Origin of the sequence: Caldibacillus debilis DSM 16016, assembly GCF_000383875.1 — a bacterium.
GTDB lineage: Bacteria > Bacillota > Bacilli > Bacillales > Caldibacillaceae > Caldibacillus > Caldibacillus debilis.
Genome location: NZ_KB912891.1, coordinates 225,348 through 239,944, shown reverse-complemented (window position 1 = coordinate 239,944; position 14,597 = coordinate 225,348). Strand labels below are relative to the sequence as shown.

At 49.9% G+C, this 14,597-nt stretch carries 14 protein-coding genes and 1 riboswitch; of the genes, 2 read left to right on the top strand and 12 right to left on the bottom strand.

Going from position 1 to position 14,597, the window contains the following annotated elements:
* Both thiD and thiM read right to left on the bottom strand, forming a co-directional pair.
* Entirely contained in the window at positions 1-816 is an 816-nt protein-coding gene (gene thiD, locus A3EQ_RS0111265) for a bifunctional hydroxymethylpyrimidine kinase/phosphomethylpyrimidine kinase (protein ID WP_020155289.1), read from the bottom strand.
* A gap of 211 nt (positions 817-1,027) precedes the next feature.
* Positions 1,028-1,837 carry a hydroxyethylthiazole kinase gene (thiM, locus tag A3EQ_RS0111260; protein WP_026499908.1) on the bottom strand — a complete coding sequence of 270 codons (810 nt, stop codon included), beginning with the start codon at positions 1,835-1,837 and terminating at the stop codon, positions 1,028-1,030.
* Positions 1,838-1,967: 130 nt separating this feature from the next.
* Positions 1,968-2,078: riboswitch (TPP riboswitch) on the bottom strand.
* A 181-nt stretch (positions 2,079-2,259) separates the two neighbouring features.
* On the opposite strand from thiM, the gene A3EQ_RS0111255 reads away from it, so the two are divergent.
* Positions 2,260-3,468 carry an MFS transporter gene (locus tag A3EQ_RS0111255; RefSeq protein ID WP_020155287.1) on the top strand — a complete coding sequence of 403 codons (1,209 nt, stop codon included), beginning with the start codon at positions 2,260-2,262 and terminating at the stop codon, positions 3,466-3,468.
* Positions 3,469-4,037: 569 nt separating this feature from the next.
* On the opposite strand, the gene A3EQ_RS0111250 is transcribed toward A3EQ_RS0111255, so the two are convergent.
* The 4 genes from A3EQ_RS0111250 to A3EQ_RS0111230 all read right to left on the bottom strand — a co-directional run bounded on the left by A3EQ_RS0111250 (position 4,038) and on the right by A3EQ_RS0111230 (position 9,269).
* Positions 4,038-5,078, bottom strand: a complete 1,041-nt coding sequence (locus tag A3EQ_RS0111250) for a zinc-dependent alcohol dehydrogenase family protein (protein WP_020155286.1) — start codon at positions 5,076-5,078, stop codon at positions 4,038-4,040.
* A 143-nt stretch (positions 5,079-5,221) separates the two neighbouring features.
* On the bottom strand, positions 5,222-6,148 hold the full coding sequence (locus A3EQ_RS0111245) for a dipeptidase (RefSeq protein ID WP_020155285.1): 927 nt from the start codon (positions 6,146-6,148) through the stop codon (positions 5,222-5,224).
* Positions 6,149-6,634: 486 nt separating this feature from the next.
* Positions 6,635-7,987: a glucose-6-phosphate isomerase gene (locus A3EQ_RS0111235; protein ID WP_020155283.1), complete on the bottom strand. Its 1,353-nt coding sequence runs from the start codon at positions 7,985-7,987 to the stop codon at positions 6,635-6,637.
* Between the two features lie 118 nt (positions 7,988-8,105).
* A complete protein-coding gene (locus tag A3EQ_RS0111230) occupies positions 8,106-9,269 on the bottom strand; it encodes an iron-containing alcohol dehydrogenase (RefSeq protein ID WP_020155282.1) in 1,164 nt (387 codons plus the stop codon).
* A 123-nt stretch (positions 9,270-9,392) separates the two neighbouring features.
* Between A3EQ_RS0111230 and A3EQ_RS0111225 the strand changes: the two genes are divergently transcribed.
* Positions 9,393-9,620: a DUF378 domain-containing protein gene (locus A3EQ_RS0111225; protein WP_020155281.1), complete on the top strand. Its 228-nt coding sequence runs from the start codon at positions 9,393-9,395 to the stop codon at positions 9,618-9,620.
* Between the two features lie 245 nt (positions 9,621-9,865).
* Here A3EQ_RS0111225 and A3EQ_RS0111215 read toward each other — a convergent pair whose 3' ends face one another.
* Genes A3EQ_RS0111215 through A3EQ_RS0111190 form a run of 6 tightly spaced genes read right to left on the bottom strand, consistent with a single transcriptional unit; the run spans position 9,866 to position 14,399 of the window.
* Entirely contained in the window at positions 9,866-10,747 is an 882-nt protein-coding gene (locus A3EQ_RS0111215) for a hypothetical protein (protein ID WP_020155279.1), read from the bottom strand.
* 33 nt (positions 10,748-10,780) lie between these two features.
* Complete coding sequence (locus A3EQ_RS0111210; protein WP_020155278.1) at positions 10,781-11,290, bottom strand: hypothetical protein; 510 nt, start codon at positions 11,288-11,290, stop codon at positions 10,781-10,783.
* On the bottom strand, positions 11,280-11,939 hold the full coding sequence (locus A3EQ_RS0111205) for an ATP-binding cassette domain-containing protein (protein WP_020155277.1): 660 nt from the start codon (positions 11,937-11,939) through the stop codon (positions 11,280-11,282). Before A3EQ_RS0111205 ends, A3EQ_RS0111210 begins: the two co-directional genes overlap by 11 nt.
* Positions 11,940-11,944: 5 nt before the next feature.
* Positions 11,945-12,796 (bottom strand): hypothetical protein, encoded by an 852-nt coding sequence (locus A3EQ_RS0111200; protein ID WP_020155276.1) that lies wholly within the window; start codon positions 12,794-12,796, stop codon positions 11,945-11,947.
* Between the two features lie 3 nt (positions 12,797-12,799).
* A complete protein-coding gene (locus A3EQ_RS0111195; protein ID WP_020155275.1) occupies positions 12,800-13,597 on the bottom strand; it encodes a hypothetical protein in 798 nt (265 codons plus the stop codon).
* Positions 13,584-14,399, bottom strand: a complete 816-nt coding sequence (locus A3EQ_RS0111190) for a hypothetical protein (protein ID WP_020155274.1) — start codon at positions 14,397-14,399, stop codon at positions 13,584-13,586. The genes A3EQ_RS0111195 and A3EQ_RS0111190 overlap by 14 nt, the downstream gene beginning before the upstream one ends.
* Positions 14,400-14,597 lie beyond the last annotated feature (198 nt).

Here is a 14,597-nt window from a genome sequence, read left to right as displayed (position 1 = left end):
TCAATTGGACTCATCCCCTTTTAGTCTATGCGCCCAATGATTCGTCGGGCCATGCCCCTTGCCGATTTTGATGCCGTTTTCAATGGCGGCTGCAATAAATTTTTTCGCCGCGGACACCGCATCCGGCACCTCCGCTCCCTTTGCCAGCTCAGCCGTAATGGCCGCGGAAAAGGTGCATCCGGTGCCGTGGGTATTTTTTGTGGGAATCCTTTTGCTTTGGAATGTGAAAAATTCCTTTCCATCGAACAGGATATCGGTGGCCTGATCGTCCCCCCGATCATGCCCCCCTTTGATCAGCACCCATTTGGGCCCGAGACGGTGCAGTTTTTGGCAGGCGGCTTTTTTGTCTTCCATCGTTTGAATGGACATTTCCGTCAATACTTCGGCCTCCGGAATATTCGGCGTAACCAGGCAGGCCAACGGCAATAAATCGTTTTTTAAGCTGTCCACGGCTTCCCATTCCAACAATGTCTCCCCGCCTTTGGCGACCATGACGGGATCCACGACCACTTTTTCCCATTGGTATTGGCGAATTTTTTCCGCCACGGCAGCAATAATCTCAGCGGAGAAAAGCATGCCGGTCTTCAAAGCGTCGGTTCCCATGTCTTGGGCAATGGAATCGATTTGTCGGCGGACGGCTTCCGGCGTCATCGGATATACGGCTTGGACGCCCAATGTATTTTGAGCGGTTACCGCGGTTAACACGGACATGCCGTATACGTTTAATTCCTGAAACGTTTTCAAGTCTGCTTGTATCCCCGCTCCGCCGCCGCTGTCCGAACCCGCGATGGTCAACGCTTTCGAAACGTTTTTCATCGGTCATCCCTCCTTTTGCAAAACTGGGGTTGCCCGCATCGGTTGAAAAATGATCATTCATTTCGCCCTATTCCCCCTTGCCTGCCCATCCCCGGATTGGATACGCCGACGGTCTCCCCCTGGTGTCCGATTCAAGCCAAGGAAGGCCTTTATCCCATCAGTAAGCGGCGTCGGCGACCGAAATTGCCTTCCGCACTGCCCCTGCCCGAAGTCATTCGATTTGTTCAAAGGAACCGTGTCGGAGAATTTCCGCTTCCGAAACAAGGGCCAATTGATTGATAAATTCCATTTGGAAGCTGCCCGGTCCCTGTTTCCCGCTCTTTTCCGCTGCGATCTCCGCTGCAACGCCGTAAAAAACCACCGCCGATACGGCCGCTTTTACCGGGTCCTTTTCGACGGCGGCAAAAGCGCCGGCAACGGCGGACAGCAGGCAGCCCGTTCCAGTGACTTGCGTCAGGATGGGATGTCCGTTATGAACGAGAAAGGTTTTGGAACCGTCCGATATGACATCATCTTTGCCGGTCGCAATGACCACGGTTTGCCATTGTTTCGCCGCCCTTTTTGCCCATTCGGCCGGATTTCCTTTTAAATCTCCGGCATCGACCCCCTTTACCTCCCCCTGTTCCCCGATCAGCTGGGAAATCTCCGCCGCATTGCCCCGTATCATCGTCATTTTCAGCTCTTCCAGAAGGCTTTTAGCGACAAACTTTCGGTAAGGGGTTGCCCCTGCGCCGACCGGATCAAAGATGACGGGGGTTCCATGGGCATTGGCGGATCGCCCCGCTTTGACCATCGCCTTCAAAATCGCTTCATCGACCGTTCCCATATTCAAGACAAGGGCATCCGCCATTTTTGCGGCCTCCGCGGCCTCGTTTTCGGAAGAAGCCATAAAGGGAGAGGCTCCAAGGGCCAGCAAGCCATTGGCGGAAAAATTCGCCACGACGATGTTGGTAATATTGTGAATCAACGGTTTTTGTTCCCGAATCCTGTTGAGCAACGCACATACGGTACGGGCATCCATCGTTTTCCCCCTCCTCCAGGATAAAAAGAACGGCGGATCGCTTTGCGAAAGAAATACCGGTTCAGCCATCCTTTTTCAAATAAAATAAAAAAACCAGCATCCCTGGGGACCTGGTTTGCGAACGAATAGCGGAAAAGAATAACTACTTTCCCACGCCGGCATTACCCGGGTCAGGTCCGAAGGGTTGAAAAACTTTCCGTTTTTCTCTCAGCCCTCACCAAGGGCACCCCTAGTAGTTATGGCAATCGCATGATGATCAATTTGTAAGGAAGTATATCATATCCGGCCGGGAATGTATATAGAAACGGCTAAAAAAATGGGATTCCTTTTCTTTTCTTAAAAATTATGCTAAAATTCTGTTCTCCCAGCGCAACCGATACGTCAGGGAAAATGCGCGTTAAGTAAAAGGAGAGTGGCAAGAAATGAATCATTGGAAACGGAACCTGATCCTTTTTCTGGGGAGCCAAACGATATCCCTCTTCGGTTCGGCTTTGGTCCAATATGCGATCATGTGGTATATCACCCTGCATACCAAATCCGGGTTTATGATGACCCTCTACATCATTTGCGGTTTTCTCCCGACCTTTTTCCTTTCCCCATTCGCCGGGGTATGGGCCGACCGGTACAGCCGGAAACTGCTTATCATTCTGGCGGACGCCATGATCGCCATGGTCACTCTGTTGTTGGCCGTTCTTTTTTTGGCGGGATATGATGCCTTATGGCTGTTTTTCGTCATATCCGCTGTCCGGGCAGTCGGAACGGCCGTGCAAAATCCTGCTGTAGGGGCGATTTTGCCGCAAATCGTGCCGGAAGATAAGCTGACGAAGGCGAACGGCGCAAACGGGAGCATGCAAGCCCTCGTCACCCTCGTGGCGCCCATGGTCAGCGGGGCGCTGCTGACGGTCGCATCCATTGAAATCATTTTCTTTATCGATGTGATAACCGCCGCGATCGCCATCTTCATTTTGCTCACTTATTTGCACGTCCCGGTCCATGAAAAGGCCCGGCTCAAGGAGAAAGTCGGCTATTTCCGGGACATGCGGACAGGGATCCTGTTTATAAAAAAACACGATTTTTTAAAACAGTTTTTTCTGTTTTTCGCGATATTCTTTTTCCTGATCGCCCCTGTTTCCTTCTTGACTCCCCTGCAAGTCGCCCGGAGTTTCGGAGACGATGTTTGGCGGCTGACGGCCATTGAAGTCGTTTTCTCCATCGGCATGATGCTGGGCGGAGCGTTCATGGCTTATTGGGGAGGATTCCGAAACAGGACCCATACGATGGCCCTCGCCACTTTTATCTTCGGAATTTGCACATTTGCCCTCGGCGTCATTCCGTATTTCTGGATCTATTTACTTTTCATGGGCATTCTCGGGGTGACGTTGCCGATCTTTAATACGCCCGCCACCGTTTTATTGCAGGAAAAAGTGGAAAGCGACTTTTTGGGAAGAGTGTTCGGAATATTCACGATGATCTCAACCTCAATGATGCCGTTGGGAATGCTCGTTTTCGGACCCGTCGCGGACATGATCAGGATCGAATGGCTGCTGATCGGAACCGGCTTGGTCTTGTTCCTGCAGGGATTTTTCCTGACGGGCAACAAAGTGTTGTTGAAAGCGGGAAAAACGGCCTAGAGCCGGCTGCCGATGAAGCGGCGGAAGCGTCCCGCGGCAAAACCGGCCCGCCGGAGGGCATGGCCGCCATCGGGGCCGGCAGTCCCCGGGCATAACGGAGGGATATGCACCCAATGAAGGGGCTGTCCCTCAATGATTGGACAAAAACTCGGTACGTATCCGCGATGACGTCCGGCAGTTTTTTTGCCATCCCGCAATGATTATTAGATAAAAAACTCCTCTTAAGAACGTATAGATTTTTATTTTGCAACCTGTCTGCCTTAAGGGGAGCCATATCATTGCGGACAGCCTTCGACCCTATGTTGGCAGGTTTCTCCTTCCCAATCGGGGGCCCGTTGTGCCTTTGGCAGATTTGGCCCTCTTCCCTTTTTCTGCAGTGAGGCGGCGGTTCGCCGTCCGCTATTTCAAATTGCGGGCGGCTGAATATTAAGTACCCAGTCCCGCGGCGATTCCGGGAGCCCGCAGGCGGCATGACGGAGTTCCTGCTGTCCGGCCGCGCCACCAAACAAGCCTCGCAATTAAAAAGAGAGCGGAAAACGTCCGCTCCCTTCGCCGAGAGTTCATCCTGGTCAATCGTTGGAGATAATGACCTTTAAGGCTTTATTTTTTGCCGCATTTCCAAAGATTTCATAAGCTTCCATAATGTCTTTAAAGGCAAAACGATGGGTGATCAATTTTTCCGGTCGCAATTTTTTCGATTGGACCGTTTTTAGCAGCATCGGCGTCGAGGTGGTGTTCACCAAGCCGGTGGTCAGCGTGATGTTGGAGATCCAAAGTTTTTCGATATGGAATTCGACCGGTTTGCCATGGACCCCGAGGTTGGCCAAATATCCGCCCGGTTTCAAAATTTGTTGGCAAATGTCGAAGGTTGCGGGGATGCCGACGGCTTCCATGGCCACGTCGACGCCTTTTCCGCCGGTGTATTCCATGATCTTTTCCACGGCTTTTCCGTCACTGCTGTTAATGGTATGGGTCGCACCGAAGGTTTTGGACACTTCCAGACGGTTGTCATCCAAATCGACCATGATGATTTCCGCCGGTGAATAGAATTGGGCGGTCAACAGCGCAGCCATCCCGACCGGGCCGGCCCCGATGATCGCAACCGTATGTCCGGGCTGCACCTTTCCGTTTAAAACGCCGATTTCAAATCCGGTGGGCAGAATATCGCTCAACATGACGAGGGCTTCTTCATCGGTTCCTTCCGGAATGTGGTACAAGCTGTTGTCCGCATGGGGAATCCGGACATATTCCGCTTGCGTCCCGTCGATCAAATGGCCGAGGATCCAGCCGCCGTCTTCGCAGTGGGCATACAGCCCCTTCTTGCAGTTTTCGCATTTTCCGCAGGAGGTGATGCAGGAAATCAGGACGCGGTCGCCCTTTTTAAAGTTTTTCACGCCTTCGCCGACTTCTTCCACGATCCCGACCCCTTCATGGCCCAACGTACGGCCGCTCGTCACGGCAGGGACGTCGCCGGCCAGGATGTGCAGGTCGGTGCCGCAGATCGTCGTTTTCGTAATTCTCACGATGGCATCCGTCGGTTTTTGGATTTCCGGTTTCGGCTTTTCCACCAATTCTTTCTTGCCCGGGGCAACGAATGTTAATGCTTTCATTTCTCTTTCCCTCCATCGTTTTTTCTTTTGGAAAGCCCATTTTTATTTTAAATGAAAATAAACCAACGTTCGGACAAAAATTTAGGACATTTTGTAAAAAAAACAAAATTTCATGGTTACATGATGGAAACGCCCGTCCCGCTTCATTTCGGCAAATGTTCCAGGAAATTCCTATAGGCGAATCCCTTGACCTCGTCTTCCTTATAGTATTTCAAAAGCGCCAGGATTAAATTCTGGGTTTTTGAGGCATCCTCCAAATTCTTCACTTTCTTCTCGATCCCATCGAAATCGGAACCCAACCCGATCTGTTTCACTCCGCCCAAGGAACAAAAATGGTCGATATGCCGGACCAGGTCACCGATGGAAGCGTTGCCGCTTTCTTTAATGAAGGGGGGATTGTAAACGACGTGGACCATCCCGCCTTTTTGGAACAACGCTTTCGCCTGCTCATCCGTCAGATTGCGGGGATGATTGCAGAGCGATTTCGCGTTGGAATGGCTGGCGATCGGATAGTCGGCCAATTCCATCACCTCCCAAAATCCCCTTTCGGACAGATGGGAGACATCGGTAAATACTTTCTGCTCATTGTTCAGCCGGACCACTTCTTTTCCAAACCGGGTGAGGCCCCCGCCCCGTTCTTCCATCACGCCGTCCGCGGCATAGTTGGCAAAATTCCAGGTCAAACCGACCAATTTCACGCCCAGCCGGTAAAGGGTCCGCAGCTTCATCAAATCATTGCCGATGGCGTCCGCCCCTTCCAGCGTCAGGACCGCGCCGATCTCGCCCTCCTTCAGCTTTTCAATGTCGGCCCATTCTTTAATATGCTTCATTTCCGGATTTTTCTTTAGAACTTCTTCATAAAAATAATCGATTTGGTTAAGGGCCTCGACAAATTTTTGTTCCGCCGGGATCTCCGGCTCAAGGAAGACGGCGAAAAACTGGACTTTCACTTTCCCTTTCCGGAGCCGCTCGAAATTCACGTCCAGCTCTTTGGAATCCCTGAATCGCAGTTTTCCCTTCCCTTGGGACAATTTCAGCAAAACATCGCAATGCAGGTCGATCACTTGCATCTTTCCCATCCCTTTCTTGATTTTATTTCCCCGAATGACGGAAAATATTTTCCTCTCCTTTTACCATACAATTTCCCGATCGAAGATTCCATGCCCTCTTTCCGGGGCAATGTTTTAAACGAAGGGAGATGCCGTTCAGGCAAGATCTCCCGTTTTTCGCCCCGTTCGCCGCGGCTCCGTCCCGCAGCCCGCCGTCCGTTCGGCCGCCGTAAAATCGGTTTGCTCCCCCTCCGAAAACCGAGGAATGGGGAGGTTTGCGCGACCAAGTCCGCCCATTTGTGTAAAATCCCGCTCCCGGTACGGGAACATCGCCTTTCCGGAAATGGAACGCATTGCACCCTTTTTACTACACAAATTCCTGGACTTCAACGTTTGCGCCTGCGGCCCTGTCCTTGCCGTCCGCCGTTTGCAGCCGGAAGCCTTTTTAGCAAAAACGAAAAACCGCCGGACGCCGTATGGGCGTTCAGGCGGTCATCTTTCCTTTCCTTATTGATTCAAACGTTTTTCCAATTCCTTTTTCTTTTCTTCGAAGCCCGGTTTTCCCAACAGGGCGAACATGTTTCTTTTATAGGCCTCCACCCCCGGCTGGTCGAAGGGATTGACACCCAACAAATAGCCGCTCATGGCGCAGGCCTTTTCAAAAAAGTACACCAAATAGCCGAAGGTGTATTCGTCCATTTTTGGAATTTTGACGACCAAATTCGGCACGTCCCCGTCGGTATGGGCGAGCAAGGTGCCTTCAAAGGCTTTTTTATTTACAAAATCCACCGTTTTTCCGGCCAAATAATTCAAGCCGTCCAAATCGTTCGCTTCCGCTTCGATCACAAGTTCATGCCGCGGGGATTCCACGTGAAGGACCGTTTCGAAAAGATCCCTGCGCCCTTCCTGGATATATTGCCCCAGCGAATGGAGATCCGTGGAAAAATTCGCCGAGGAAGGATAGATGCCCTTTCCATCCTTGCCTTCGCTTTCCCCGAACAGCTGCTTCCACCATTCGGCGAAATATTGCAGCCCGGGTTCGTAATTGATCAGCAATTCCACCGTTTTTCCTTTGTTGTACAAAATGTTTCGGATGGCGGCGTATTGATAGGCGATATTTTTTCCCAATTCCGAATGGCTGAAGTCCTCCATCGCCTGCCGGGCGCCCGCCATGATTTGGGCGACGTCCGCCCCGCTCGCGGCGATCGGCAGCAGGCCGACGGCGGTCAAAACCGAATAGCGGCCGCCCACGTCATCCGGGATGACGAAGGTTTCATAGCCTTCCGCATCGGCGAAGGTTTTCAGCGCCCCCTTCTTTTTGTCGGTGGTGGCATATATCCGTTTCCGGGCCTCTTCTTCGCCGTATTTTTCGATCAGCAATTTGCGGAAAATCCGAAAGGCGATGGCCGGTTCCGTCGTCGTCCCCGATTTGGAGATGACGTTGATCGACCAATCCTTGCCGTCCAACAGGTCGATCACATCATGCAGGTAGGTGGAGCTGATATTGTTGCCGGCAAAAATAATCTGCGGGGATTTTCTTTTTTCCTTCGGCAAAACGTTGTAAAAGCTGTGGTTCAGCATTTCAATCGCGGCCCTGGCACCGAGATAGGAACCGCCGATGCCGATGACGAGCAGCACATCGGAATCGTTCCGGATTTTTTCCGCGCATTTTAAAATTCGCGAGAATTCTTCCTTGTCATAATGGAGGGGCCAATCGATCCAGCCTAAAAAATCGTTTCCCGCGCCGGTTTTTTCGTGCAATGCCTGATGGCTGACTTTGACCAAATCGTTCATTTGCGCCAATTCATGTTCGCCAAAAAAGCGGAGAGCATTGGAATAATCAAATTGAATATGTGTCATGTTAAACCTCCGTACCTTGCCAAAGATTTGCTTTCCTTTTTTCGGTCATTTCTTCATCCATGCCGCCCCGCCGGCAGCCAGGGAGCGTTCAAAAACGAAACAAGCCCTGTCCGGACGTTCATAAGGATGCCCGGTAGATGGCCAACACATCGTCCCTCGTCAGCTTTTTGAAATTCCCGAATTCCCCTCGTTTCATGGCGATATCCGCCAAAAGGGGCAAATCCTTTTCGCCGATGCCGTAATCCCTCAAACGGCTCGGGGCGCCGAGGGAGTTCCAGAATTCCCGCAGCCTTTCGATTCCTTCCAGTCCCGCTTCCTCGTCGGTTTTATTCGCCGGATCCACGCCGAATACCCGGACGGCCAGCTGTTTGAACCGTTGCGGGTTGACCGGAAGGACATGCTTCATCCAATTCGGGAACAAGATGGCCAATCCGCCCCCATGGGGAATATCAAATGCGGCGGAAACCGCATGTTCGATATTGTGGGTCGCCCAATCGCCCCGGAAGCCCATTTGCACCATGCCGTTTAAAGCCATCGTCCCGCAATACAGGATCGTTTCCCGGTATTCGTAATTTTCCAAATCATCGACCAGTTTCGGCGCCGTTTCCATGATGGTGGTCAAAAGGGATTCGCAGAACCGGTCTTGCAGAGGGGTGTTCGCGGCATGGTGGAAATAATGTTCAAAAACATGGGACATCATATCGACGATGCCGTAAACCGTCTGATCGCGGGGAACGGTAAAGGTATAGACCGGATCCAAAATGGAAAACTTCGGATAGACGAGGGGCGAACCCCAACCGTATTTTTCCTTCGTTTCCCAGTTGGTGATGACGGAACCGCTGTTCATTTCCGACCCGGTGGCCGCCAGGGTCAGCACCGTTCCCAAAGGAAGGGCCGCCTCCGGTTTCGCCTTTTTGACGACGATATCCCAAGGGTCGCCTTCATACATGGCCCCGGCCGCGATCGCCTTCGTGCAGTCGATGACGCTTCCTCCGCCGACCGCCAGCAAAAATTCGATCTTTTCCTTCTTGCAAATGTCCACCCCTTTTCGGACGGTGGTGATCCTCGGGTTCGGCTCCACCCCCGGCAGCTCGAAGACTTCCGCGCCGATTTCTTTTAGGATTTGCATCACTTCGTCGTACAAACCGTTTCGTTTGATGCTCCCGCCGCCATAGACAAGGAGGAGCTTTTTCCCGTATTTCGGGATCTCATCCCGCAAAGCTTGAATTTGCCCCCGGCCGAATATCAATTTTGTCGGGTTTTGAAAAACAAAGGAATCCATCTTTCATCCCTCCTCATCGATATTTTAATACATGAAAACCGGGATGGAAAATTTCCGATGCATAGAATTTGTGAATTTTAACCATCCTAAGTACCGTAATAATCATTCGAAGGAGGATTTTTCATGAGCGTATTGCAAAGAATTTGTCTCGTCTTAACCATCATCGGGGCCATCAACTGGGGACTGGTCGGATTTTTTCAATATGATTTCGTGACCGCCCTGTTCGGCGAAGGTATCGCCCGTTTTATTTTTGGCATTGTCGGGATCGCCGGGCTGATCAACATCGGTCTCCTTTTCGTCCCCAATGAGGAGAGAAGCCGTTCCGCGGAACCGCGGACCGACCGGACTTAATGCGCAAGATGCGCGGGATGGATGATTTCTAAAATGATTCCTGCCGGCTGCTGGCGGGACGTCCGGACGGCCGATCCGGCCCGAAGGAAAGAAAAATGGACGGGACAAATCCGTTGATGGAAAGCGAGGAGGCATTCCCCACTCGCAAGCCGCTTTCGAATCTTTAACGAAACGCCGGGGAAGCGAAAAGAGGATCCGAAAAGGATTTCGGGATCCTCTTTTTTCCTGTTCCGATCCGGAATCACTTAAAAGTCGAAGTCGCTGGGGTCCATCGGTTCCAATTTTTTATACCCTGCCGTCCCTTTCGTAAAGAGGGTCTCGTCCAGCGGCTGATCGATTTTGATCATCTTTGTCGTAAACGAATATTTCACCCGCTTCTGGTCGTCGAAAACTTTAAATCCGATGACAGTCCCGGTGTTCTTTTCCACTTGCATCTCAAAGGGGCCGTTCATATCTCCAGAATCCGTTATTTTCCCCTGTAATTGATAACATGGCAGATCCATACATTTCCCTTCGTGATAATCCCAATTCCTGAAATTCATGAGATAAAGGACATATTCGGAAGAAACAGCAAAACCCCCAGCTGTAAATAATTCTCGTTCTACGGGTGCCCGGGAACCATAAAGTTTTTCAAACTTACTAAGCTCTTTATCTTCTTTCTCATTTTTCTCCTTTTTTTTCAGCTCAAGTTCGGTGTAGGTTCGCTCTGTTTCATTAAAAGACATGCATTTTAATTGTTCCTCATCCCAGATTACCGTGGAAATTTTTTCGTTATGATCATACAGGATCCTGATCGATTTTTGTTTTTCCGCGTCGATGGCGTACCAGGTCTTGGACACGGTTGGCACGGGATCCGAGGAATAAGTCTCGTATTCGCCCTCCAAGGTTGTAAAATTTTGATAACCGTGGATGATCTTTTTTACAATGGTTTCCTTGTCCGGATATTTGGAATTATTCTCGATTTGTTCGTCTATGGCCTCGTTTATATTTATATTCTCTCCCTTTCCGGATTGGTTTTTTTCTGTCCCCCCGCCTTGGGTATGCTGAAAAACCCCCAATTCATAAACGATAAAGACAACAACAACCAGGCCCAATAGGATGCCGGTGATCCATTGCTTTCCTTTCAAATTACCACCTTCTTTGGCAAACTCCGGGTAAGATCAATGCGGTCCAGACAAATCCAATTTATGTTTATACATTTTCCCGCCGTCGTATCGGAGAAAGTACAGTTCCACCCTGTCCCTGGAGGGGTCCTCTTTGTCGAGGGTGAAGGTCAACCGGAATTCTTTCTTTCCGTCCGGCGGAATCCCTTGACCCGCTTCCCGGTTAATTGGTTCCGAATAAAATTGTTCCAGATCCACTTGGGTTTGGAAGTGATCCGCGAGCAGAATAAAAGATTCAATCGGAAAAGAAACCGTTTGTCCGGAACGATTCTCGATGACCAAAGGAATGACATAAAGATCATAATCATCACGGGAGCGCACTTCGGGAGTTTGAAAGATGTAAGCCACTTCCTGATGGGAAAACGGACGGCCGATTTTTTCGGTCTTTTCGACGATTTGATAATTCCGGTGCGGGCGATTCACTTCCTGATAGCGGTAGAAACTGAAAACGACGATGATAAGGAAGAGGGGGATGAACAAAAAGAAGAACAGCTTTTTACCCTTCACCGGAGATCACCTCATGGCCGACGATCTTCCCGCCATCCATCACGAAAATTTCATCCGCCACGCCGCGGATCCACTCCCGTTCATGGCTGGCGATCAAAACCGTTTTTCCTTCCCTTTTTAATTGTGCGAGCAGCGAGTTGAGGAGTTTCACGCCTTCCTCATCCAAAGAATTCGTCGGCTCATCCAGGATGATAAGATCGGGATTTTCCATAATGGCCTGGGCAATGCCGAGCCTTTGTTTCATTCCTAAGGAATATTTTTTGTATTTTCGTTTATCCTTCGGATCCAGCCCGACTTTTTCCAACGCTTCGGCCACTTCTTTTTTCGTGATTTTCCTTTGAATATAAGAAAGGAGTTCCAAATTTTTCATCCCCGTATATTCGGGAATAAACCCCGGATTTTCGATCAGAATCCCGATGTTTTCGGGGATGGAGACATCCTTCCCGATTTCCTTTCCGTTGACGGTCACTTTTCCTTGCGTCGGCCGGATCAATCCGGCGATGGCGCGGAACAGCATCGTTTTTCCGGATCCGTTCCTGCCCTGAAATCCGTAAATTTTTCCCTTGGACAATTTGATGCTTATATCGTTCAAAACGATGTTTCCCTGAATCTTTTTCGTCAATTGTTCAATGACGATATAGTCAGTCATGGGGATCAATCCTTTCCGAAATACAAAATGTCCGCTCTTTTAAACAGGCGGTAGCCGATCACGCCCGCCGCAAGAAGGGTGACGGAAAAATACATGACGCATGCGGCCGTGGAAAACCCCCTCGCCGGTTCAAACATCCCGTGGCGCAAAATCATCCCGTAGCTTCCCGGAAGAAACGGATTGGCGGTATATACCGATAATATGTAGATCGACGCTAAGATGAGGAACAAGTAGACCGGCCGGATAAGAAGGGAAAACATCGTATATACCGCGGCGCCGCACAGGTTTAAAAGAAAGGGTAAGGCGATGGTCAGCCAAGTCAGCCGGACGGCCGACCATCCCCCGCCGATGGCCGGTTTTATTTTCGCGTCGCCATATTCCCGAAAGCCGATGTCAGGCGAGAAAAAAACCGCGGCGATCAGCCAAGAGACGGCAAGAAAGGAAAGAAAGACAAGGATGACGGCCAAGAGGGAAAAAAGCACTTTGGCCAGCCAGATGGACAATCGTCTTTTCGCCCGGACGAACAAGAAGGAGGTATGCAAGAAAAGGTCATCCCGCGCATACGCCCCTAAAAGAAAGGGAATCATCATCTGCAACAGGAACCATGAAAAAGGGAAGGGCAAAAATTTTTTTTCGACAATTTCATAATCAACGCCTTGGAAAAGGGAAAACAATAGATCCGTATACGTCAGCATGTTTCGGTCCATACCCAGGAGCTCGGCCGAAGTTTGCAGCTGGTAGACGGAAAGGATGGCCATCGCCGTAAACATCATGAGACAGAAAAGGAAACGATAACGGAGGGATGACAACCCGATCAAGACGTCCCTGTACAAGAAAAAGAATATTTCTTTTGCCACGGGCTACTCCTTCTTTCCGCTCTGGGACAGGAAATCTTTCCGCAGCAGCAAAATAAAAATGCCGATCATCAACACAACCGACAGCCCGAAAAAATACAGGACGATTCCCAATAAATCCTTCCCGTCACCCCATGTTCCCAACCTTACCGCGGCCTTATTCAAAAATAGGGATATCATAAATAACGAATGCAGGGCAAAGTCAAAAATAAGAAACCCTACAACTAGAAAAAACGCATAAATATAACGGTCCGATAACAAATATAGGAAGGCGGCGGCAAGGCCGAGAAACAGGAAAGCCGAAAACTCGGTCAGCCCGTAGCGGAGAATCATGTAAGGCGTCGCGAATAAGGATAAATCAATTTCATCCTTATAAATGAGATACGGCGTTCCTTCTTTCGTCGCCCACGTGTTTTGGAGCGAACCGGTTTTCAGCCAGGCAAACAAAAACCCGAAAGCAAAATAAGCGGCCAGATAAATAAGCACGGTGAAGAAAACGATCCGGAACACGGTCCAAGCCAAAATCTCCCGTTTTTGAAAGCGGACGATCCTCAGCGGTTGGAACAAAGGCGTCAGGACGAAAAAAAGGATGAGCAAAAAGGCGGGAACGGAGAAGGCAAGCAGACTTGATTCGATGAACAACATGTTAAAAACGTCCGGAAGCCCCTGCTCCCACGGAAATAAGGTTTCAATATTGGAAAATACCGAGATTCCCAGGATCAATATTCCGATGCAGGCAGCCATCTTCCAAAGGGAGCGCTGCCAATCCATGAAAAATACTTTGAAAAAGTTAAGGAATGACAAGTTTTTTCACCCCGTACAGATAGGCGGCTGCACTCGCCAGCATGCCCGTCAAAAAAATGGCGGCCGCAACGGGAAAAGACACGGAATCAGTAGCAAATTGCCGCAAAAAATCGGAAGGAACCCAGCCGTACTTTCCTAAGCCCTGGAGGACGAGGGTCCAAACCATCACGATGAGAAAAGAGCCGGTCAGGGCGAGAAAGCGGTTATTGACGTAAAAGGAAAGGCTTAAAGAAAGACTGGCGAACATTCCGGAAAACAAGGACACAAGCAAAATATAAAAGAAAATATGGAGAAGCGGATAGCTGTAATACAACGGTTGGAAAAAGGTTGCATCCGGGCTTAGATAAAGCCGATTATTGACAATCGGATCCGGTTTTACGTCCGGCAAGATCATAAAGGAAAAATAAAGATTGACCAGCAAAGGAATGACACTGATGAGCGCCGCCGCGAGAAAATTGTAAAAATACAGCCCCGCGAAATAGCGGCCGGTCTTTCCCTTCGACAGAATGGCCGTGAAATACCCCGTTTGCCGGTCTTTCAAATACGTGTCGGAAAAAGGAAGCGACGCCAAAATGGGCAGGGTGATGAAAAAAACCGATGAAAGAACGGACAGGCCCGTGCCAAACCATTCGGAATAAGGGGTGAAATCAATCCCCTGGTTCTTTTGGAGCCCCAAGGTCAGCCATACCAATTGGGGAATGATTTCCGCCTTCACATGATAAAGGGATAAAAACAGGCCGAACCCTAAAGAAATATAGAGGGATTTGCTCAACAGCAGCCTTTTGCCTAAAAACAGAGCCATAACAACCATCCTTTGAAGGGATTCGGAGACTTTTTCGCAGCTGTGGATGTCTATGGTTTCTATTAATGCGGGCGTCATCAAGTCAAAAGGTTTTTCCTGACATTCTCCAAAATAAATGGAATCGAACAATGATGATCCAATCTCCCAACTTTTGAAGTTCGAAAACCATTTGGATATGTCATGCTTTTTCTATAAATC

Coding starts and splice junctions, on each gene's coding strand:
- thiD (WP_020155289.1), bottom strand. CDS start 816: ATGAAAAACGTTTCGAAAGCGTTGACCATCGCGGGTTCGGACAGCGGC.
- thiM (WP_026499908.1), bottom strand. CDS start 1,837: ATGGATGCCCGTACCGTATGTGCGTTGCTCAACAGGATTCGGGAACAA.
- A3EQ_RS0111255 (WP_020155287.1), top strand. CDS start 2,260: ATGAATCATTGGAAACGGAACCTGATCCTTTTTCTGGGGAGCCAAACG.
- A3EQ_RS0111250 (WP_020155286.1), bottom strand. CDS start 5,078: ATGAAAGCATTAACATTCGTTGCCCCGGGCAAGAAAGAATTGGTGGAA.
- A3EQ_RS0111245 (WP_020155285.1), bottom strand. CDS start 6,148: ATGCAAGTGATCGACCTGCATTGCGATGTTTTGCTGAAATTGTCCCAA.
- A3EQ_RS0111235 (WP_020155283.1), bottom strand. CDS start 7,987: ATGACACATATTCAATTTGATTATTCCAATGCTCTCCGCTTTTTTGGC.
- A3EQ_RS0111230 (WP_020155282.1), bottom strand. CDS start 9,269: ATGGATTCCTTTGTTTTTCAAAACCCGACAAAATTGATATTCGGCCGG.
- A3EQ_RS0111225 (WP_020155281.1), top strand. CDS start 9,393: ATGAGCGTATTGCAAAGAATTTGTCTCGTCTTAACCATCATCGGGGCC.
- A3EQ_RS0111205 (WP_020155277.1), bottom strand. CDS start 11,939: ATGACTGACTATATCGTCATTGAACAATTGACGAAAAAGATTCAGGGA.
- A3EQ_RS0111190 (WP_020155274.1), bottom strand. CDS start 14,399: ATGGCTCTGTTTTTAGGCAAAAGGCTGCTGTTGAGCAAATCCCTCTAT.